The sequence below is a fragment of the Agrococcus sp. ProA11 genome (assembly GCF_039880525.1).
Lineage (GTDB): Bacteria > Actinomycetota > Actinomycetes > Actinomycetales > Microbacteriaceae > Agrococcus > Agrococcus chionoecetis.
In genome coordinates, this window is sequence record NZ_CP156989.1 from 1,027,413 (window position 1) to 1,048,334 (window position 20,922).

At 71.7% G+C, this 20,922-nt stretch carries 17 protein-coding genes; 11 read left to right on the forward strand and 6 right to left on the reverse strand.

The window, feature by feature from the left end; all coding sequences use genetic code 11:
* The first annotated feature begins 15 nt into the window (after nucleotides 1-15).
* Nucleotides 16-3,492, forward strand: a complete 3,477-nt coding sequence (smc, locus tag ABG090_RS04915) for a chromosome segregation protein SMC (RefSeq protein ID WP_347756938.1) — start codon at nucleotides 16-18, stop codon at nucleotides 3,490-3,492.
* 147 nt (nucleotides 3,493-3,639) lie between these two features.
* On the opposite strand, the gene ABG090_RS04920 is transcribed toward smc, so the two are convergent.
* Nucleotides 3,640-4,833, reverse strand: a complete 1,194-nt coding sequence (locus ABG090_RS04920; protein WP_347756939.1) for a hypothetical protein — start codon at nucleotides 4,831-4,833, stop codon at nucleotides 3,640-3,642.
* 133 nt (nucleotides 4,834-4,966) lie between these two features.
* On the opposite strand from ABG090_RS04920, the gene ABG090_RS04925 reads away from it, so the two are divergent.
* Nucleotides 4,967-6,079, forward strand: coding sequence for a methyltransferase (locus tag ABG090_RS04925; RefSeq protein ID WP_347756941.1), 1,113 nt, complete (start codon nucleotides 4,967-4,969; stop codon nucleotides 6,077-6,079).
* Between the two features lie 128 nt (nucleotides 6,080-6,207).
* On the opposite strand, the gene ABG090_RS04930 is transcribed toward ABG090_RS04925, so the two are convergent.
* Together ABG090_RS04930 and ABG090_RS04935 are read right to left on the reverse strand one after the other, a co-directional pair.
* A complete protein-coding gene (locus ABG090_RS04930; RefSeq protein WP_347756943.1) occupies nucleotides 6,208-7,029 on the reverse strand; it encodes a hypothetical protein in 822 nt (273 codons plus the stop codon).
* 43 nt (nucleotides 7,030-7,072) lie between these two features.
* The gene (locus tag ABG090_RS04935; protein WP_347756945.1) at nucleotides 7,073-8,344 is read right to left on the reverse strand and encodes a TerC family protein; all 1,272 of its coding nucleotides are present in this window, start codon (nucleotides 8,342-8,344) and stop codon (nucleotides 7,073-7,075) included.
* A 179-nt stretch (nucleotides 8,345-8,523) separates the two neighbouring features.
* Here ABG090_RS04935 and ftsY point away from each other — a divergent pair, with 179 nt between their 5' ends.
* Nucleotides 8,524-9,393, forward strand: a complete 870-nt coding sequence (ftsY, locus tag ABG090_RS04940; protein WP_347756947.1) for a signal recognition particle-docking protein FtsY — start codon at nucleotides 8,524-8,526, stop codon at nucleotides 9,391-9,393.
* A 125-nt stretch (nucleotides 9,394-9,518) separates the two neighbouring features.
* Here the strand turns inward: ftsY and ABG090_RS04945 are convergent, their stop codons facing one another.
* On the reverse strand, nucleotides 9,519-10,682 hold the full coding sequence (locus tag ABG090_RS04945; RefSeq protein WP_347756949.1) for an AMP-binding protein: 1,164 nt from the start codon (nucleotides 10,680-10,682) through the stop codon (nucleotides 9,519-9,521).
* A 61-nt stretch (nucleotides 10,683-10,743) separates the two neighbouring features.
* Between ABG090_RS04945 and ffh the strand changes: the two genes are divergently transcribed.
* From ffh to ABG090_RS04975, 6 genes are all read left to right on the forward strand, one after another.
* Nucleotides 10,744-12,288 carry a signal recognition particle protein gene (gene ffh / locus ABG090_RS04950; RefSeq protein WP_347756951.1) on the forward strand — a complete coding sequence of 515 codons (1,545 nt, stop codon included), beginning with the start codon at nucleotides 10,744-10,746 and terminating at the stop codon, nucleotides 12,286-12,288.
* A gap of 149 nt (nucleotides 12,289-12,437) precedes the next feature.
* On the forward strand, nucleotides 12,438-13,424 hold the full coding sequence (locus ABG090_RS04955; protein WP_347756953.1) for an ABC transporter substrate-binding protein: 987 nt from the start codon (nucleotides 12,438-12,440) through the stop codon (nucleotides 13,422-13,424).
* Nucleotides 13,425-13,501: 77 nt separating this feature from the next.
* Nucleotides 13,502-14,488, forward strand: coding sequence for an iron chelate uptake ABC transporter family permease subunit (locus tag ABG090_RS04960; RefSeq protein ID WP_347756955.1), 987 nt, complete (start codon nucleotides 13,502-13,504; stop codon nucleotides 14,486-14,488).
* A gap of 1 nt (nucleotide 14,489) precedes the next feature.
* The gene (locus ABG090_RS04965; RefSeq protein ID WP_347757493.1) at nucleotides 14,490-15,536 is read left to right on the forward strand and encodes an iron chelate uptake ABC transporter family permease subunit; all 1,047 of its coding nucleotides are present in this window, start codon (nucleotides 14,490-14,492) and stop codon (nucleotides 15,534-15,536) included.
* Nucleotides 15,533-16,288, forward strand: a complete 756-nt coding sequence (locus ABG090_RS04970) for an ATP-binding cassette domain-containing protein (RefSeq protein WP_347756957.1) — start codon at nucleotides 15,533-15,535, stop codon at nucleotides 16,286-16,288. The genes ABG090_RS04965 and ABG090_RS04970 overlap by 4 nt, the downstream gene beginning before the upstream one ends.
* Before the next feature lie 83 nt (nucleotides 16,289-16,371).
* Entirely contained in the window at nucleotides 16,372-17,034 is a 663-nt protein-coding gene (locus ABG090_RS04975) for an SDR family oxidoreductase (RefSeq protein ID WP_347756959.1), read from the forward strand.
* A 90-nt stretch (nucleotides 17,035-17,124) separates the two neighbouring features.
* Here ABG090_RS04975 and ABG090_RS04980 read toward each other — a convergent pair whose 3' ends face one another.
* A complete protein-coding gene (locus tag ABG090_RS04980; protein WP_347756961.1) occupies nucleotides 17,125-18,228 on the reverse strand; it encodes a GNAT family N-acetyltransferase in 1,104 nt (367 codons plus the stop codon).
* A 52-nt stretch (nucleotides 18,229-18,280) separates the two neighbouring features.
* Here ABG090_RS04980 and ABG090_RS04985 point away from each other — a divergent pair, with 52 nt between their 5' ends.
* Nucleotides 18,281-19,090, forward strand: a complete 810-nt coding sequence (locus ABG090_RS04985; protein ID WP_347756963.1) for an LLM class F420-dependent oxidoreductase — start codon at nucleotides 18,281-18,283, stop codon at nucleotides 19,088-19,090.
* 69 nt (nucleotides 19,091-19,159) lie between these two features.
* On the opposite strand, the gene ABG090_RS04990 is transcribed toward ABG090_RS04985, so the two are convergent.
* Entirely contained in the window at nucleotides 19,160-20,254 is a 1,095-nt protein-coding gene (locus ABG090_RS04990) for a glutamate--cysteine ligase (RefSeq protein ID WP_347756965.1), read from the reverse strand.
* 181 nt (nucleotides 20,255-20,435) lie between these two features.
* Between ABG090_RS04990 and rpsP the strand changes: the two genes are divergently transcribed.
* The gene (gene rpsP, locus ABG090_RS04995) at nucleotides 20,436-20,921 is read left to right on the forward strand and encodes a 30S ribosomal protein S16 (RefSeq protein WP_347756967.1); all 486 of its coding nucleotides are present in this window, start codon (nucleotides 20,436-20,438) and stop codon (nucleotides 20,919-20,921) included.
* Nucleotide 20,922 lies beyond the last annotated feature (1 nt).

Consider the following 20,922-nt stretch of genomic DNA (forward strand, 5'->3'; position numbering starts at 1 on the left):
CGAATCGGGAGCCGCATGCACCTCAAGACCCTGACCGTCAAGGGCTTCAAGTCGTTCGCGCGCGCGACCACCTTCCAGTTCGAACCCGGTGTCACCTGCGTCGTGGGGCCGAACGGCTCCGGCAAGTCGAACGTCGTCGACGCGCTCGCCTGGGTGATGGGTGAGCAGGGCGCCAAGACGCTGCGCGGCGGCAAGATGGAGGACGTCATCTTCGCCGGCACCGCGACGACCGGTCCGCTCGGCCGCGCGCACGTCGAGCTCGTAATCGACAACGCGGATGGCGCGCTGCCGATCGAGTACGCCGAGGTGCAGATCTCGCGCACCCTCTTCCGCAACGGCGGCTCGGAGTACGCGATCAACGGCGAGTCGTGCCGGCTGCTCGACGTGCAGGAGCTGCTGAGCGACTCGGGACTCGGCCGCGAGATGCACGTGATCGTCGGCCAGGGGCAGCTCGACAATGTGCTGCAGGCGACTCCGGCCGATCGCCGCGGCTACATCGAGGAGGCCGCCGGCATCCTCAAGCACCGCCGCCGCAAGGAGAAGACGCTCCGCAAGCTCGACGCGATGCAGGCCAACCTCACGCGGCTGCAGGATCTCACGGGCGAGATCCGTCGGCAGCTGAAGCCGCTCGGCCAGCAGGCGGAGATCGCCAAGGAGGCCGCGACCATCCAGGCGACCGTGCGCGACGCGCGCGCCCGCCTGATGGCGCACGAGGTGATCGGCCTGCGCGCGCAGCTGGACGCATCCGCCCGCTCCGAGTCGGAGCGCAAGTCGGAGCGCATCGTGCTGCAGGAGCAGCTCGAGCAGGCGCAGCTGCGCGCCGGCCGCCTCGAGGCGGCGATGGTCGGCGACGACGTCGATCAGGCGCGCACGGTCGCGCACGGGCTCGAGCGCGAGCTCTCGCGGCTGCAGTCGCTGCACGCGCTCGCAGGTCAGCGGCTGGCGCTGCTTGAGGAGGCACCGGAAGCGTCCGAGGCCGCGCCGCTCATCACGCCCGACATGGTGCACGCCGCGCGCGACGAGGCCGCGAGCCTCAAGGAGCGGGTGGCGGATGCGGAGGCGCGCCTCGGCAGGGCGGCCTCGACCACCGCGCTGGCGCGCGCGAACCTGGACTCGCTCGACGAGGAGATCGCCGCGCAGGCGGCGCTCGTCTCGAGGCATGACCTGGAGGCCGCGGGGCACCGCTCGAAGGTCGAGGTCGCGGCATCCACGCTCGCGGCACGCGAGGCCGACGTCACGCGGCGAGCGAGCGCGCTCGTCAACGCCGAGCAGCGGCTCGCGGAGGCGCGGGCGGCGGCGGAGGAGACCGGTGACGACCACGAGGCGGACGACGCCGAGTCGCTCTCGCGCGGCTACCGGGACGCCGATGAGGCGCAGGCGAGCCTCTCGGCGGCGCTGGACGAGCGACGCGACGCGCTGCACGCGGTCGAGCGCGAGCGCGACGCCATCGCCGCGCGCACCTCGGCGCTGAACCTGGCGCTGTCGAAGGCCAACGCATCCGCTGGCCTCATCGACGCCGGGCTCGACGGCATCGGCGGCCTGGTGGCGGAGCGGGTGAAGGTGCAGAAGGGCTTCGAGGCCGCGATCGCTGCCGCGCTCGGCACGCTCGGCGAGGCGGTGCTGGCGGAGTCGCGGGCGGCCGCAGCCGCCGCGATCGAGCACGCGCACCGCGAGGGCCTCGGCCGCATCGAGGCGGTCGTCGCCGACGCGGAGTCCGCGCGCCGCGAGCCCGGCTCCGTGGCGGGCGCCGTGCACGCCCCGACCGTGGTGGATGCGCCCACCGGCGTGCTGGGCGTGCTCGCGGCCACCTTCATCGTCGACTCGCTCGAGACGGCCCAGCAGCTCGCGCCCGCCATCGCAGCGCTCGATCTTCCGGGCCCGCCGATCATCGTGACGAAGCGCGGCGACTTCGTGAGCGACTACCTCCTGCGGGGCGGCAGCGACGACGCGCAGTCCCGCCTCGAGCTGATCGCCGAGCGAGACGCGGCGACCGAGCGGCTCGAGCAGCTCTCCACCTCGATCGAGCGGGAGTCCGGCGCGCTCGAGGACGCTCGGCAGGCGCACCAGCAGGCCAAGCGCGCCGCCGCCGACGCGCTCGACGCGCTGCGCGCCCACGACGCGGCATCCGCCGCCCGCGGCGAGCAGCGCAGCCGGGCGCGCGCCCGGCTGGAGTCGGCCACCGGCGAGCACGAGCGCGCGGAGGCTGCGCTCGGCGAGGCGCAGCGCGGCATCGACGAGGCGCAGCGCGGCGTCGAGGCCGCCGAGCAGGCGCTCGAGCGCTTCGAGGCGAAGCCCCGGCCGATGCTCGACGCGTCCGCCCGCGAGGGGCTGTTGCAGGAGCTCGAGGCCGCGCGCGCCGGCGAGACCGACCTGCGCATCGAGCTCGAGACCGCCAGAGAGCGGGTGCGCGCCGAGCTCGCCCGCGCCGAGTCGCTCGCGCGCGACGTCGAGGCCCAGCGGGCCCGCGCCGAGGAGGCCGCCCGCCGCGCCGTGCTGCGCGAGCGCCAGCGCACCCAGGCATCACGCGTGCTCGCCGCCATCCCGCCCGTGCTGGCGGTCGCCGAGCGCTCCGTGCAGGAGGCGCGCCGCGTGCTCACCGAGCGCGAGGCGGCCCGGCGCGAGCGCAGCGAGGAGCTCACGCGGCTGCGCCGCGACGAGGGCGGGCTGCGCGAACGGCTGCAGGAGCTCACCGAGCACGTGCACGTCGCCGAGATGGAGGCCTACGAGCAGCGCCTGCACCTGTCGAACCTGCTCGAGCGCGCCGGCAGCGAGCTGGGCCTCGAGGAGCGCGTGCTGGTCGCCGAGTACGAGCCCGACGAGGGCTGGGACCGCAAGGCCGAGCAGGCGCGGCTGCAGGAGGCCGAGCGCAAGCTGCAGCGGCTGGGCCGCGTGAACCCGCTGGCGCTCGAGGAGTTCGAGGCGCTCGAGCAGCGCCACACCTTCCTCACCGAGCAGCTCGCCGACCTCGCCAGGACCCGCACCGACCTCGAGCAGATCATCGCCGACCTCGACGAGACCATGCAGACGATCTTCGCGGCGGCGTTCGAGGACACGAAGGCCGCGTTCACCGAGGTCTTCCCGGTGCTGTTCCCCGGCGGCTCCGGAGCGCTCGCGCTCACCGATCCCGACAATCTGCTGGAGACCGGCATCGAGGTGACGGTGCGGCCCGCCGGCAAGAAGATCGACCGCATCTCACTGCTCTCCGGCGGCGAGCGATCGCTCGCGGCGGTCGCGCTCATGGTCGCGATCTTCAAGGCGAGGCCCAGCCCGTTCTACATCATGGACGAGGTGGAGGCGGCGCTTGACGACGCCAACCTGGGGCGCCTGCTCGCGGTCTTCGAGCAGCTGCGCGAGACCAGCCAGCTGATCATCATCACGCACCAGAAGCGCACGATGGAGATCGCGGATGCGCTCTACGGCGTCTCGATGCGCCAGGACGGCGTCTCGGCGGTGGTCGGCCAGCGCACGAAGCGCGAGACGGTCGACGCGTAGCCCTGCGCGCCTGTCGCCGCCGTCCGAGCCGCACCTCCACGACCCGGTGCACGGCCGCCCGGTCGCGAATGGAGGACGGATCGTCGAACGGTCACCAGGGGAGGACGGATCGTCCTCCCCTCAGCACCCGTCCTCCATTCGGGACGGTCAGCGGAGCCACGACCAGACGTGCACGACACCCGGTCCGTAGATCTCGTCGAGCGCAGCCTGGATCGAGCCGTCGTCGTAGACCACCTCGATCTCGGCGATGCCGTTCCCGCCGCCGCCGCCCAGCACGTCCGGGCGCTGCAGGCTGAAGAGCTCGTCCTGCACGGCCTGCTGCGTCGCCGCGTCCAGGTCGCCGCTGACCGACTCGCGTGCCGGCATGGTGAGTGCCGCGAGGTCCAGCATCTCCACCACGGTGACCGCGTGTGCGGCGGCATCGTAGGTCACCGTCATCGCCACGGCATCCGTCCACCGCACACCGTTCATCTCCTCGTGCTGCACGCTGGACCAGACCCAGCCGAGCACCTCGGGGCCGCCGCACTGAGGCGGCAGGGACGTCGCGACGTTGGAGCAGAGCATGGGCGTGCCGTTGTCCAGCACCGTGCCTATCGCGAGCACCGGCTCGGTCGCGCTGGGCGTCGGCAGCGCCGCCAACCGGGCCTGCGTCTCACCGGTGATGACGGGCGCGGCGGTATCCATCGGCGGCTCGAGAATCGTGGGCAGCGCAGCATCACCGCGCAGTGCCGAGATGACGAACGCGACGCCTGGGCCGTAGATCTCGTCGATCGCCGCCTGCACCGTGCCGTCGTCGTAGACGACCTCGACGACCAGCGTGCCCTGCTCGCCGGAGGTGCCGAGCACATCCGCTCGCTCGACGGCGCTGAAGTCACCCTGCATCGCCTCGATGGTGTCGTCGTCGAGGGTTCCCTCCGGGACCTCGATCGCGGGCATCGTGATCGCCGCGACACTCATGGGCTCGCCGGTCTGCGTGAAGGTGCGTGCCGCCGGGTCGTATGTGCCCTCGATCGCGACGCCCTGCGCCCAGCGCACCCCGCCGCTCTCGGAGTGCTCGAACGCCGCCCAGTCCCAGCCGAGCAGCCGTGGCCCATCGCACTGCGGCGGGGCGGATTCGGCGACCGCACCGAGGCAGAGCAGTGCGCCGTCGTCCTGCTCGAGCACGGTCGCGATCGCCAGCACCGGGGACTCGGGCGCGGGCGCGGGCAGCTCGGCGAGCTGCGCCTGCACCTCCGGCCCGGTCGGCACGGGCGCGGCGGGGGCGGCGGGGCCGGCGCCGGCGCAGCCGGCGACACCGAGGACGATGGCGGCAGCCAGGCCGCCGAGCGCGATGCTTCTCATGGCCTCAACCTAGGGCGCGGGATCGCGAAGCACAGCCCAACGTTCCGGACGTGTCGGACGTCGGCGCCGCCGATCGTCCAACTGTGCAGTCTCCGGTCGTGCAGCAGACCGCGCGGGTGCGAGGATCGACCCTGTGACCGATCGCGACGCGCTCTTCTCCCGCCTGCGACGCCGCCCCGATGTCGAGGACCCGACGCTGCAGGCGCACGACGCCTCCGACGGGCTCATCCTGGACGAAGCGGCCGCGCTCGGGCGCGAGCTCGACGATGTCGTGGTGATCGGCGACCGCTACGGTGCGCTCACGCTGGGAGCGCTGCACGACGGCGCGGCCCGCGTGCGGGTGCATCAGGATCTCGTGGTGGGGGAGCGCGCCCTGGACGCGAACGCCGCGGAGCTCGGCATGACGGGCTTCGAGCACCATGGACTGGATGCGGCCCTGGTGGAGGGTGCGACGCTCGTGCTGCTGCAGCTGCCGCGCTCGCTGGACGCGCTCGACGAGATCGCCGAGCTCGTCGCAACGCATGCCGACGAGCGCGTGCAGGTCGTCGCGGGAGGCCGCGTCAAGCACATGTCGATGAGCATGAACGCGCTGCTCGGCCGATCCTTCCGGCACGTGCACGCGTCGCTCGGGCGTCGCAAGTCACGGGTGCTGCACGCCGAGGGTCCGCTGCGACCGGGCATCAGTTGGCCCCGGAGTCGGCAGCACGAGGTGGCCGGCAGGCCACTCGCCGTGGTCGCGCACGGGGCTGCGTTCGCCGGCACCTCGATCGACATCGGCGCGCAGACGCTGCTGCAGCATCTGGGCGACATCCCGGATGCGTCGCACGCGATCGACCTCGCGTGCGGCACCGGCGTGCTCGGTGTCGCGCTGGCGCTCGCGCGGCCCGGCATCGAGGTGCTCGCGACCGACGCCTCCGCCGCAGCCGTCGCCTCCACGCGCGCGACCGCGGAGGCGAACGGGGTCGCCGACCGGGTGATCGCGCGACAGGCCGATGGCCTCGAGGGCGTGCCCGATGCATCCGCGCCGCTCATCCTGCTGAACCCGCCGTTCCATGTCGGCGCCGCCGTGCACACGGGCGTCGCTGAGCGTCTGATCCGGGATGCCGGACGCGCGCTGGCGCCGGGCGGCGAGCTGTGGTGCGTGTGGAACAGCCCGCTCGGCTACCGCGCGCCGCTCGACCGGATCGGCGAGACGCGCCAGGTGAGCCGCAACGCGAAGTTCACGGTGACCGCCACCCGCCGCTGACCCCGGCCGCGACCCGCCGGACCGCCGCGCCGAAGTCGACCCCTGCCACCGGCGGCGACCGGGTGCACCGGGTCGCGTTCGGCGCGCAGGGTCCGCGGATGGCCCGGACGCCGCGAAGCGCTCGGGCGTCAGGCGGCGCTCGGCGGGGTGGCGGCGGCCCAGCAGCGCAGCATGAGCGCCGAGCGGTGTCCGGCGCACGCGGCTGCGAATGCCGGCAGGTCGGCGATCCCGAGGTGGCGCGCACCCTTGCGCACCGCCACGTCGCCCAGCAGCAGCACGTCCGGGTCGCCGAGCCGCAGCGACAGGTAGCCGACCGTCCACGGCCCGATGCCCTTCAGCTCCAGCAGCTGCGCGCGCAGTCGCTCGCGGTCGGCCCCCACCGCGTCCGCCGCCGCAGCCGGCAGCGCGATCGTGCCCGACGCGACGGCCTCCGCCGCGCGCCGCACGGCCGCGGTCTTCGCCGCCGGCCCGCGCAGCACGTCGGCACCGTCGACGACCTGCGCCATGGTCGGGAAGCACCGGTGGATGCCCTCCTCCGTGAGTGCGCTCGGCAGCGGGTCGCCGAGTCCGGCGAGCAGCGTCAGCTGCTGCGTCGCGGCCACGACGCTGATCTGCTGCCCCACGATCGCCCGCACGAGCATCTCGTGCGCATCCGAGCAGCCGGGCTGCGCCAGCGCCGGGCTCGAGGAGATGGCCGCGGCGAGCGCCGGCACGTCATGCCGAGCAGCCGCCCACACGAGCCGGTCGTCGGCCGCACGCCGGGCAGCGGCGCCCCCGAGGTCGAACAGGCGCGCGAGGTCCGGATCGGTCGTCGCCGCCGTCGCGCCGCTCACCCGCACCGCGGCGACGCGCGGCCCCGGCAGCACCCGGCGGTAGCCCTCCGGCGAGACGACCTCGACACCCGCCACCGCACGCGGCCGCAACCAGGCGAGGATGCTCGGCGCGCTCACGAGCGCGACGACGCGTGCCGCGCGCGGCAGTGCGGCGCGCGCATCACACCTCGCGGTCGCCGCGCTCGTCGAACTCGCGTCCCTCGCGCAGTCGGCGGCGCACCTCGTCGAGGTCCTCGGGGTCCATGTCCTCCCTAGCCGCCTCGCGGAGCACGTCGGCCGAGAAGTCCGCGGCGGGCGCCTCGGTGCCTTTCGCGTCGATCACCTGGAGCGTGCCGGTCTCGCTGTGCTCCACGCGCAGCGGGCGGTAGAAGGTCTTCCCCATGGCGTCGACGATGTGGTAGTGCCCGTCGGCGCCGAGCTCGGCCTCGGACGGCCCGAGGTGCAGCGACGCGTCGCCGGTGGCCTTTGCGTCGACGCGCAGCTTGACGAGCGAGGCAACCGTCGCGACCACCATCGACACGAGGATGACGATGAGCGAGTGCCAGGTCTCGATGTGCGGCACCCACTCGATCGGCTGGCCGCCGTTCACCCACGCGATGTCGTTCTTCTCCATGGCGTGGAAGACGAGCTTGACGCCGATGAAGCCGAGGATCGCCGCGATCCCGTAGTGCAGGTAGACGAGGCGGTCGAGTAGGCCACCGAGCAGGAAGTAGAGCTGGCGCAGCCCCATGAGCGCGAAGATGTTGCACGCGAACACCAGGAACGGATCGGTCGTGACCGAGAAGATCGCCGGGATGGAATCGATCGCGAACAGCAGATCGGTGGTGCCGAGCGCGAGGATCACCATCACGAACGGCGTGACGTACTTCGTGCCGTCGATCGTGACCGTCGACTTGCCGCCGTTCCAGGTGTCGGTGAGGTTGACGCGCCGCTTCAGCATGCGCACGACCAGGTTGTCCTTCTCGCCGGCGTCGTCCTCGGATCCGAACGCCTGCTTCCATGCGACGTACACCAGGTATGCGCCGAAGATGTAGAAGACCCAGGCGAACGACTCGATGAGCTGCACACCGACGAGGATGAAGATCCCGCGCAGCACGATGGCGATCAGGATGCCGATCATCAGCACCCGCTGCTGCATCTCCTTGGGCACGGTGAAGCGGCTCAGGATGATGATGAAGACGAAGAGGTTGTCGATCGAGAGCGAGTACTCGAGCAGCCAGCCGGTGACGAACTCGCCGGCCTTGACGCCATCGCCCATCAGCAGCAGCACGCCGGCGAACACCAGCGCCAGCGTGACGTAGACGACCACCCACGCGGTGGCCTCCTTCATCGACGGCACGTGCGGTCGCTTCACGACGATGAGCAGGTCGAAGACGAGGACGGCGACGAGCAGGGCCATCGATACGATCTCGAAGATCTGGTACGCGGTCACAGGGGAGGGCCTCTCGGAAGAAAACGGGTGCGTGCATGGACGCGAACGTCTCTCCCACGCAACCTGCGCCTCCGCGACCGGGTGCCGCACTGCGGCTCCGTGATGACGATCGCGGCGTGACGGGATACTCCCCTTCGCCGAAGGCCGAGTCTAGCGGCTGAGCCGCCTAGCATGGACGCATGGCAGCGAAGTGGTCTCTCTCCGGCGCCCTCAAGGGCATGTTCCAGCGCGAGACGATCACCGAGGAGACCTGGGACGACCTCGAGGCCGCGCTCATCACCGCCGACTTCGGCCCCGACATCACCGAGCAGCTGATCGACTCGCTGCGCGCCGACGTTGAGCGGCTCATGGTCGACGACCCGAGGGATCTCAAGCGCATGCTGCGCGAGCGGCTCGAGGAGCGCTTCGCCGAGTACGACCCGACGCTGTCGCTGCAGGAGCGCCCCGCGGTCATCCTCGTCGTCGGCGTCAACGGGGTGGGCAAGACCACCACCATCGGCAAGCTCGCGCGCTTCCTGGTCGTCAACGGCCAGTCGGTCGTCGTCGGTGCTGCCGACACGTTCCGTGCCGCAGCCGTGGAGCAGCTCGCCACCTGGGCGCAGCGCGCGGGCGTCGCGATCGTGCGGCCGGAGCGCGAGGGCCAGGACCCGGCATCCGTCGCCTTCCAGACCGTCGGGGCGGCGATCGAGCACGGCCACACGATGTGCATCATCGACACCGCCGGTCGCCTGCACACCAAGGGCGGGCTCATGGATGAGCTCGGCAAGGTCAAGCGGGTGATCGAGAAGCAGGCGCCGATCTCGGAGGTGCTGCTGGTGCTCGACGCGACCACCGGGCAGAACGGCGTCTCGCAGGCGCAGGCGTTCATCGAGTCGGCGGGCATCACGGGGCTCGTCATCACGAAGCTCGACGGCAGCGCCAAGGGCGGCTTCATCCTGGCGGTGCAGGAGCGCACCGGCATCCCGATCAAGCTCATCGGGCAGGGCGAGGGCATCGACGACCTGACGGGCTTCACGAGCCACGTCTTCGTCGAGCAGCTGGTCGGCTGACCGGGTCCCCAGCGCCCGGAGCGCGCGAAGGTCCACCGGACCTTCGCGTCGAGCAGCTGGTCGGCTAGCGACGGCTCGTCGGTCGAGGCGCGGCGGACGCGGGCCGACGCGTCACGAGACCCGCCTCAGTCCGCGGTGTCGGGCTGCGAGAGCGCACCCACGATCGTGAGCCTGCCGTCCTCGATGCGCGCCTGATCCTCCGTGATCACCGTGGCGTGCGCGCCGCGCACCCACAGCAGCCCGGTGGCATCGCTGCGGCCGGCGTGCCCGACGATGCCGAAGTCGCTGCCCGGCAACCGCAGCCCGGCGGTGCCCGGATGCGAGGCGAGCACCTCCGGCGTGGCGACCGCCACGGTGCCGGTCTGCACCGAGCCGTAAGCGCTGAGCACGATCGGGCCCCAGGTCGTGTGCAGGCGTCGCACGAGCTCGGCGTCGAGCTCGTCGCCGGCGACCATGATGCGCCGCAGCCGCGGTGGCTCCTCGCCCGTGCGCGCGAGCTCGTCGAGGATGCCGCGCAGCTGCAGCGGCGACGCGGAGAGCACCGAGACGAAGCGCTCCCGGATGATGCGGATGCGATCGGCCGGCGACGTGTGCGCGGCACTCACGAGCGTGGCCCCGGTCAGCAGCGCCATGCCCAGCATCTGCAGGCCCTGGCCGCGGTGCGGGGGAGCGCAGGCGAGCACCACATCCGTGCCCACGATGCCGAGCCGGTCGTGCAGGCCCGCGAGCTGCCGCAGGCCCTGCACGCCCATCGCTCCCTGCACGTGCGGCGTGATGGTGCCGGCGACCGTCTTCGACGGCAGCACGATGCGTGCGCGATGGCGGGTGTGGCCGAGCCCCGAGCCGTCGGTGGACGCCCACTCCATGATCTGGTCGGCGGATGCCGCAGGCCCGCGATGCCACTCGGGTGCTTCGCCGTCGTGGATGAGCAGCGCGTCGCGCGGGACGGCGCGACGGAAGTCGTCGAGCAGCCGCGGGCTCATCGGCATCACGTCGAGCCCCAGGCGAGCGACGGCCAGCAGCGCGACCTCCATCGCCGGCCCGGCGCACGCGAGCACGACGGGCAGCCGCCTGCGCTCGAGCGGGCCGATGTAGAGCACGGCGGCGACGCCCTCCGCCGACCGCCACAGGTCGCGGAAGGTGGTGCTCCAGCCGTCCACGACCAGGCCGAGTCGATCGCCGTGCACGCGGGCCGCGTGCCGGGCGAGCGCCGTGATCGTGAACCCGTGCGCGCGCACGCTCTTCCAGAGCGACCGCGCGTGCGTCGGCGGCATGCCTCGAAGGCCCATGCGGTCTCCCCTCTGCGGTGACGGAACCAGCATGCCAGGCCGACGGTAGACTGGCGGCACCATGGCTGCGTTCGGTTCACTCTCCACTCGCCTCACCGAGACCCTCGCGAAGCTCCGCACGAAGGGCAAGCTCTCCGCGTCGGACGTCGACGGGACGGTGCGCGAGATCCGTCGTGCGCTGCTCGATGCGGATGTGGCGCTCGAGGTCGTCAAGTCGTTCACGGCCGCGGTGCGCGAGCGCGCGCTGGGGCACGAGGTGTCGGAGGCGCTGAACCCGGCGCAGCAGGTCGTCAAGATCGTCAACGAGGAGCTCGTCGGCATCCTCGGCGGCGAGAGCCGTCAGCTGCAGCTCGCGAAGCAGCCGCCGACCGTGATCATGCTCGCCGGTCTGCAGGGCGCGGGCAAGACGACGCTCGCCGGCAAGCTCGCGAAGCACCTGCGCGGCAAGGGCCACCAGCCGCTGCTGGTCGCCAGCGACCTCCAGCGCCCGAACGCGGTCACGCAGCTGCAGGTGGTGGGCGAGCAGGCGGGCGTGCAGGTGTTCGCGCCCGAGCCCGGCAACGGCGTCGGCGATCCCGTGCGGGTCGCCCGCGACGGCGTGGCTGAGGCGAAGCGCCGCCAGTTCGACATCGTCATCGTCGACACGGCGGGCCGCCTCGGTGTCGACGCCGACATGATGCGCCAGGCCGCCGACATCCGCAGGGCCGTCGATCCCGACGAGGTGCTGTTCGTCATCGACGCGATGATCGGTCAGGACGCGGTCGCGACGGCGAAGGCCTTCCAGGAGGGCGTCGACTTCACCGGCGTCGTGCTGACGAAGCTCGACGGCGATGCCCGCGGCGGCGCGGCGCTCTCGATCCGCGGCATCACCGGCAAGCCGATCATGTACGCGTCGACGGGCGAGACGCTCGACGACTTCGAGCCCTTCCACCCGGATCGCATGGCGAGCCGCATCCTCGACCTGGGCGACATCCTGACGCTCATCGAGCAGGCGCAGAAGGCGTTCGACGAGGAGGAGGGGCAGCGCCTCGCCGAGTCGATCGCGACCGACGGCTTCACGCTCGAGGACTTCCTCAAGCAGATGCAGCAGCTGCGCAAGGCCGGCAACTTCAAGCAGATGCTCGGCATGCTGCCCGGAGCGAAGGGCATGCGCGAGGCGATCGACTCCTTCGACGAGGGCGAGCTCGTGCGCACGGAGGCGATCATCCAGTCGATGACGCCGCAGGAGCGCAAGCAGTCGAAGATCCTCAACGGCTCGCGGCGGCTGCGCATCGCGCGCGGCGCGGGCGTCACGGTCACCGATGTGAACCAGCTCATCTCCCGCTTCGAGCAGGCGGCGAAGATGATGAAGACCGTCGCCAAGGGCGGCGTGCCGCAGATGCCGGGCATGGGTCCGATGCCGGGCATGCGGCAGTCGAAGAAGGCGGCGCCCAAGGGCGGCAAGCAGCAGCGCCGCTCCGGCAACCCGGCGAAGCGCGGCGTCGAGCCGGCCACGCCGGCAGCTCCGGCCGGCAGCGCCTTCGGCAAGCCGAAGGCCGAGGGCGCGTTCGGCGCGCTCTCCGGCGACGAGCAGGAGACCCTGCAGCGCATGCTCGGCAACCGCTGACGACGGGCGCTTCGCCCATCTGATGGCGAGGGGGCGTGCGCATCGCGTCGTGCGCGATCCAGGTTAGGTTAGGCTTGCCTAAGTGACGTCGATGGCGGCGTCACCGTCCCGCCCGATCGTCGTCGATCCGCCCTCCTAAGGAGACACCCATGCCCGTGCAGCGCGCCCTGACCACCCTGGCTCTGCTCTCCGCAGCCGCCGTCGCACTCGTCGGCTGCTCGACGTCGGCGGCAGCGCCCGCCGAGACCGCGGCGGCCCCGGCCACGATCAGCGTCGACGACAACCACGGCACGCAGACCGTGCCCGCCAATCCCGGCTCCGTCGTCGCGCTCGACAACCGCACGTTCGAGACGCTGTCCGACTGGGGCGTCGAGCTCGCCGCCGCGGCGGTGGCGCTCATGCCCGACACGATCGCCTACGCCCAGGACGACGCCATCGTCGACGTCGGCAACCACCGCGAGCCCAACCTCGAGCTCATCGTCGCTGCGGCCCCGGATCTGGTCATCAGCGGCCAGCGCTTCTCCGACCGTGACGCCGAGCTCGCCGCGCTCGTGCCCGAGGCGGCGATCCTGCAGCTGGAACCGCGTGAGGGCGAGCGTCTGGACGAGGAGCTGCGGCGCCAGGTGACGGTGCTGGGCGAGGTGTTCGGCAAGCAGGCAGAGGCCGCGCAGCTGGTCGCCGACTTCGACGCCGCGATCGAGCGCGCCGCCGGCGCCTACGACGCCGCAGAGACGACGATGGCCGTCACGACCTCCGGCGGCGAGATCGGCTACCTCGCGCCCTCGGTCGGCCGTACCCTCGGGCCGATCTTCGACCTGCTCGAGCTCACGCCCGCGCTCGAGGTCGACGGTGCCTCGGACGACCACCAGGGCGACGACATCTCGGTCGAGGCGATCGCCGACGCCGACCCCGACTGGATCCTGGTGATGGATCGCGACGCGGCGATCCTCGCCGATGACCCGGAGTTCATGCCCGCCGCCGACATCCTCGAGCACTCCGAGGCGCTCGCCGGCGTCGCCGCGGTGCAGCAGGGCAACCTCGTCTACATGCCGGCCGATACCTACACGAACGAGAGCATCCAGACCTACACCGAGTTCTTGACCGCGTTCGCCGACGCCCTCGAGGCAGCGAACTGACGCACTGACGGCTGCTGCGGCGGTCGTGCACGTGCACGGCCGCCGCATGCGCGACGCGGCACGACGATGGGGGAGCGATGACGACGACTGCAGCGAGTCGGCCTGTCGCGCGCGACGGACGGCTGCTCGACTGGCGGCTGCTCGTGGGGTGCGCGGTCGTGGCGGCGCTGCTCGTGCTGTCGCTCTTCACGGGCGTGTACGACGTCGTCGGCGCCGCCGACGGCGCCGAGATGTTCGCCATCACGCGTGTGCCGCGGACGGTCGCACTCGTGCTCGCCGGAGCCGCGATGGCGATGAGCGGCCTGGTGATGCAGCTGCTGACGCAGAACCGCTTCGTCGAGCCCACCACCACCGGCACCACCGAGTGGGCAGGCCTCGGGCTGATCACCGTCATGATCGCGATCCCCGGCGCCGGGATCGTGCCGCGCATGGTGGGAGCGATCGCCGCGGCCTTCGTGGGAACCATGGTCTTCTTCCTCTTCCTGCGCCGCGTGTCGCTGCGGGCATCGCTCATCGTGCCGATCATCGGCATCATGCTGGGCGCCGTCGTGTCGGCCGTCTCGACGTTCATCGCACTGCAGACCGACATGCTGCAGAGCCTCGGGGTGTGGTTCGCCGGCAGCTTCACCTCCGTGCTCCGGGGCCAGTACGAGTTCCTCTGGATCGTCGCGCTGGTCGCGATCGCCGTCTTCGTCGTCGCCGACCGCCTGACGGTCGCAGGCCTCGGCGAGGAGATCGCGACGAACGTCGGTCTCGACTACCACCGCGTGGTGCTGCTGGGCGCCGGCCTCGTCGCCGTCGCGACCGGCGTCGTCACGGTGATCGTCGGGAGCCTGCCGTTCCTGGGCCTCATCGTCCCCAACATCGTCTCGATGGTGCGCGGCGATGACCTGCGGAGCAACCTGCCGTGGGTGTGCCTGCTGGGCGTCGCGATCGTCACCGTCTGCGACCTGGTCGGGCGCACGATCATCGCGCCCTTCGAGGTGCCCGTCTCGCTGATCCTCGGTGTGCTCGGCGCCGTCGTCTTCATCGCCCTGATCCTGCGGCAGCGGCCTCGTGGTTGACCTGCGCAGCGCCGGGCCACCGGCGGCGATACCGGCGAGCGAGCGAGGCGGACGCTCTGGCGCGTTCCCGACGCCGGCCGCCGGTCGTCGCTACCGCGTCGTGCTGACGGTGCTGATCGTGCTCTCGGTCGGCTTCGCCTTCGGGCTGCTCGCGTGGGACAACCCGATGCCGGTCGGCACGGACGGGTTCTGGCGCATCGCCGAGATGCGCGCGACCGACGTGGGCGTCATGGCGGTCGTGGCGCTGTGCCAGGCGGTCGCGACGGTGAGCTTCCAGACGGTGACGAACAACCGCATCATCACGCCGTCGATCATGGGCTTCGAGTCGCTGTACTCGGCCGTGCAGACCTCGGCCGTGTACTTCCTGGGCATCGCCGGCATCGTGGCGCTGCAGGGCGTGCCCCAGTTCCTGCTGCAGATCGTGCTCATGGTGGCGCTGTCGCTGCTGCTCTACGGCTGGCTGCTCTCGGGGCGCTACGGCAGCCTGCCCGTGATGCTGCTGATCGGCATCGTGGTCGGCGGAGGGCTCGGATCGGTCTCGGCCTTCATGCAGCGGCTGCTCACGCCCAGCGAGTTCGACGTGCTGACCGCCAGGCTGTTCGGCAACGTCTCGAACGCCGACCCGGCCTACCTGCCGATCGCGATCCCGCTGTGCGTGCTCGCGGCGGGCGCGCTCTGGTTGCGTGCCAGCAGGCTCAACGTCCTGGCGCTCGGCCGTGATGTCAGCATGGGGATGGGCCTGCACCACCGCCGCGAGACCATGCAGGTGCTGTTCCTGGTGTCGATCCTGATGGCCGTCTCCACCGCGCTCGTCGGACCCATGGTGTTCCTGGGGTTCCTCGTGGCCACGCTCGCCTACCAGGCGGCCGACACCTACGACCATCGACGCATCCTGCCGGTCGCCGTGCTGCTCGCGTTCGTCGTGCTCAGCGGCGCCTACTTCATCCTGCGCCACGTCTTCTACGCGCAGGGCGTGGTCTCGATCATCATCGAGCTCGTCGGCGGCTGCGTGTTCCTCTTCGTCATCCTCAGGAAGGGTCGGCTGTGATCACACTCCACGAGGTCCGCAAGGACTACGGCGATGAGGTCGCGATCGGCCCCGTCACGATCGAGATACCTCGGGGCGGCATCACCGCGCTCATCGGTCCGAACGGCGCGGGGAAGTCGACGCTGCTGACGATGATGGGGCGGCTGCTCGCGCTCGACGACGGCGCGATCGAGATCGCTGGCATGGATGTGACGAGCAGCCGCTCGAAGGACCTCGCCAAGGTCGTCTCCATCCTGCGTCAGGAGAACCACTTCATCACCCGGCTCACGGTGCGGCAGCTGGTCGGATTCGGTCGCTTCCCGCACTCCCGCGGTCGACTGTCGGCGCACGACGAGGAGCTCATCAGCCGCTCGATCGACTTCGTCGACCTCGCCGCGCTCGAGCACCGCTATCTCGATGAGCTCTCCGGTGGCCAGCGGCAGCGCGCCTACGTCGCGATGGTGCTCGCACAGGACACGGAGTACGTGCTGCTCGACGAGCCGCTCAACAATCTCGACATGCGGCACTCCGTGCAGATGATGCGCCATCTGCGCCGGGCAGCCGAGGAGCTCGGGCGCACGATCGTGCTGGTGGTGCACGACATCAACTTCGCTGGGCACTACGCCGATCGCATCTGCGCCGTGAAGGACGGGCGCGTGGTCGAGTTCGGCCCGGCGGCGCAGATCATGACCGACGAGGTGCTCTCGCGCGTGTTCGAGACTCCCGTGCGGGTCATCGACGGCCCCAGCGGCCCGATCGCGGTCTACTACTGAGCCCGCCAGCGGCACCGCGCAGGCGGGAGGCGCGGCGGATGTCCGGAGCGCGCGCGCAGGCGGAGCCGCGTACGGTGGGGGCCATGGCACGCATCATCGTCCTCGGCGCCCACGGCAAGGTGGGGCTCCACGCGCTGCGCATGCTCGCGCACGCGGAGCACACCGTCCACGGCGTCATCCGCAAGCCCGAGCAGGCGGGCGACATCGAAGCCACCGGCGCGGAGCCGGTGGTCGCCGACCTCGAGTCGCTCGAGCAGCCGGCCGTCGACCGCCTCCTGCAGGGGTATGACGTGGTCGTCTGGTCGGCGGGAGCCGGCGGCGGCAGCCCCGAGCGCACGTGGGCCGTCGACCACGACGCGGCGCTGAAGGTGGTGAGGGCTGCCGACCGCTCGGGCGCGCGGCTGCTGATGGTGTCCTACTTCGGCGCGAGCCGAGACCACGGCGTGCCCGAGGACAATGACTTCTTCGCGTACGCGGAGGCCAAGTCGCTCGTCGACGAGGCGATCCGTGATTCCGGTGCCGACTGGGTGATCCTGGCACCGTCGACGCTCACGCTCGATGACGAGAGCGGCATCGAGATCGATGAGCCGGAGGGGTCGCTGGAAGCGACCGAGATCTCGCGCGCCACCGTCGCGCGGCTCATCGCCGAGGTCGTCGCGCGGCCCGAGCTGCGCGGGATCACGATCCGCGCGAACGCCGGGGGCACGCAGGTCGGCGAGGCGCTGGAGGCGCTGTCGGTCTCGTGACGCGAGCGGGCTGCGCCCGCGCGCTCCTCGACCTGCGGGGATGACGCGAGCGGGCTGCGCCCGCGCGCTCCTCGCGCTGCGGGGCGCTCGCTAGAGCTCGATCGAGTACATCGTCGAGCCGTGCTCCTTGGTGTAGCCGAGGCTCGCGTACATGCCGTGCGCGCCCGACGGGTTCTCGGTGTCGACGTCGAGCACGGCGGCCTCCATGCCCGCATCCGCGAACGCCCGCATGCTCGCGGCGAGCGCCACGATGGCCGCCTTCCGCCCGCGATAGGCGCGGCGCGTGCCGAGCAGCTCGGTGTAGCCGAAGCTGTAGCCGCGCACCTCGAAATCGGCCGCGAAGCGGCTGTTGAGCGCATACGCGACCACGAGCGGCTGCCCGGCCTGGAGCGCCGCGCGCGTATCGGCATCCGTCGCCTCGTCGGCCAGCAGCGCGTCGACGTCGGGCGCGTCGTCGACCACGACGTACGACCACTCGGGAGCGAACTCGCTGCGCCCGTTCGTCCACTGCTCCATGGTCTGCGGCTGGCTGCCCCAGTGATCGCGGAACGCGTCGTTGTGCGCGAGCCGCGTCGCATCATCGACCTCTGACGAGAACGGCACGAGCCGCAGCGAGCCCGCGAGCTCGACCTCGGGGATGGCGGGCGCGTCGCCCTGCAGCGGCCGCTTGAGGTCGGAGAAGTAGCGGCGGGGCTCGAAGCCGGCGTGCAGGTAGAGGCGGTGCTTCGAGGCGGGGTCGTCATCCTCGGCGTAGACGGCGATGCGAGCGGGCAGCTCCTTGCCGGATGCGGCCAGGATCTGCCGCGCGCGCGCCACCTGCCAGGCGAGCACCTCGCGGCCGATGCCCTCGCCGCGTCGAGCGGGGTGCACGCCACCGAAGGCGAACACGCGCAGGGTCGTGGTGTCGCCGGGCGCGGTGCTCACGAGCGCCGCGGCGCGCAGCTCGCCATCGGCTTCGAAGCCGAGCAGCGTGTCGTGCTCGAGGTCGCGCCAGGCGGCGCCGAGCTCCTCGCGCGTCTCGGCCTCGGTCTCGCGGTACGGCGCGCCGTCAGCCTCGGCCATGGCATTGGTCAGCGCCGTCAGCCGTGCGGCGTCGTCGATCGTGGCGGCACGCCAGGCGAGCGAGCCCGCGGAGATCTCTGGCAGGGTCGCGGGCGCGGCCGCGCGGTCGGCGATCGGGGAGAGCTGGGTCACGACACCAGGGTAGAACCATCGGCTCACAAGCGGTCCACCGTAGGCTCGAGGCATGATCGATCGACCCACGAGGATCGGCGTGCAGCTCGCGCCGCAGCACACGACGATGCAGGCCACCATCGATGCGGCGAAGCGGTTGGAGGACCTGGGCGTCGACGCCGTCTTCGGCTGGGACCACTTCTTCCCGCTCTCTGGCGACCCCGACGGCGTGCACTTCGAGGCCACGGCGCAGCTCGCGGCCTGGGCGGTCGCCACCGAGCGCGTGCAGCTGGGTGCGCTGGTGTTCTGCAACTCCTACCGCAACCCGGACCTGCTGGCCGACACGGTGCGCACGATCGATCACATCGCCGGCGGCCGCTTCATCTTCGGCATCGGCGGCGGTTGGTATGAGCGCGACTACGAGGAGTACGGCTACGAGTTCGGCACGCCCGGCTCGCGCCTCCGCGACCTGGCCGCGTCGCTGCCGCGCATCCGCGAGCGCTGGGCGAAGCTGAATCCGCCGCCGATGGGGGAGATGCCGATCCTGATCGGCGGCAAGGGCGAGCGGAAGACGCTGCCGATGGTGGCCGAGCACGCCGACATCTGGCACTCCTTCGTCCAGCCCGACGAGCTGCCGCACAAGCTCGACGTATTGCGGCGCGCATGCGAGGAGCGCGGGCGCGACATCGCTGAGATCGAGATCTCGAACGGCGCGAGCGTGCGCGACGGCGTCGGCGGCGTCGCGTTCGAGCGGCTCGATGCGCTCCACGCCTCGGGCACCCGGCTGCTGACGATCCCGCTCTCGGGCGACGACACGCCGGACGGCTACGCCCTCGACCGCGTGCAGCCCTTCCTCGACTGGCGCGACCGCAAGAACGCCTGACGTCGAGCGTCCCCACCCGGAGCGGTCTCCCGCCAGAACGCGCGGGTTCGGGAAGCTCGGCGACTAGGGCTAGGCGCGCATGGCCTCGAGGATCTCGGTCAGCACCGCGCTGTGGCCGCCGCGGGCGTAGGCGGCGCGCTGCTGCGCTGCGGAACCGCCGCGAGCGAGCACCCTGCCGGCGGCCGCGATCGAGCGCGTCGCACCCAGATCCCGAGCGATTGGCGCGAGGCGCTCGAGCGTCTCGCCGATCGCGTCGCGCACCGGCTGCAGGGTGCCCTCCTCGTCCATGATCGCGGTCGCGTCGAGACCGTCGCGCGCCGCCCGCCACTTGTTCTCGCGCACGAGCCACGACGGCAGGTGCCGCTGCGGCTCGCCCGCGTCGAGGGAGCGCGACGCCTCCTCGATCAGGCAGTGGATGAGGGCGGTCACGGCTGCGAGGTCGTCGATCGACGGCGCGCCGTCGGCGACCCGCACCTCGACGGTGCCGATCGCGGGGGAGGGGCGCACATCCCATCGCAGCTCGCCGACGTCGTCGATCACGCCAGCGGTGAGCATGTCGCGCAGCGTGCGCTCGTACTCGCCCCAGTCGACGAGCATCGGCGGCAGGCCGCCGGTCGGCAGCTGCTGGAAGAGCATCGTGCGGTGCGAGGCGAAGCCGGTGTCGAGCCCCTGCCAGAACGGACTGGAGGCGGAGAGGGCGAGGATGAGCGGCAGCTTGTCGAGCATCGTGCGCATGAGCGGCACGACCTTGTCGCGGTCCTCGACGCCCACGTGGTTGTGGACACCGAAGATGATCAGCCGGCGCCCCCAGTCGCCCGCCTTCTGCACGACGCGCGCGTAGCGCGGGTCGTCGCCCTGCGACTGCTCCCGCCAGCGACTCGTGGGATGGGTGCCGGTGCCGACGAGGGCGACCCCCAGCCGATCGGCGGCGGCGCACGCGGTGTCGCGCATCGACCGCAGCTCGTCGATCGCCTCGTCGGTGGTCGTGTGGACACCGGTGATCAGCTCGATCATGCCGGTGAGGAACTCCTTGTCGAAGCGCCGATCGTCGATCGCCGCGAGCAGCTCCTTGGCACGCGGGGCGATCTCCCCGGTGCGCGGGTCGACGAGCGCGAGCTCCCACTCGATGCCGAGCGACGAGCGGGCAGAGGCGGCGAACTTCATGGGTGAAGCGTACGGCGGCCAGCCGAATGGCGCGCGCGTCGTCCGCGGATGTGCCAGAATGGGGGGTCGAGCACGCGCCCGACCCTCTATCCGGCGCGCGATGCTCACCGAGCTTTGCGGGCCGCGCATCCCCACATGCGCAGGCCGCGGTGCAACATCCATTACACAAAGCAGGAGAACTGTGGCAGTCAAGATCCGTTTGAAGCGCTTCGGCAAGATCCGTGCGCCCTTCTACCGCGTCGTCGTCGCCGACTCGCGCACCAAGCGCGACGGCCGCGTGATCGAGGAGATCGGCCAGTACCACCCGACCGAGCACCCCTCGTTCATCAAGATCGACAGCGAGCGCGCGCAGTACTGGCTCGGCGTCGGCGCGCAGCCGACCGAGCAGGTCGCCGCGCTGCTGAAGCTCACGGGCGACTGGGGTCGCTTCACGGGCGAGGGCTCCACCGAGAGCCAGGTCAAGGCTCCGGAGGGCAAGAAGGCCTTCGAGGCCGACGCGTCGAAGAAGCCCGTCCTGAAGCCCAAGGCTGAGAAGCCTGCTGAGGCGCCCGCGGAGACCCCCGCAGCGGAGGCCCCGGCCGCCGACGCGGCGTCGAGCGAGGCCGCGGACGCTCCGGCTTCCGAGACCGAGTCGGCTGACGCCGGCGAGGCCGAGAAGACGGACTGAG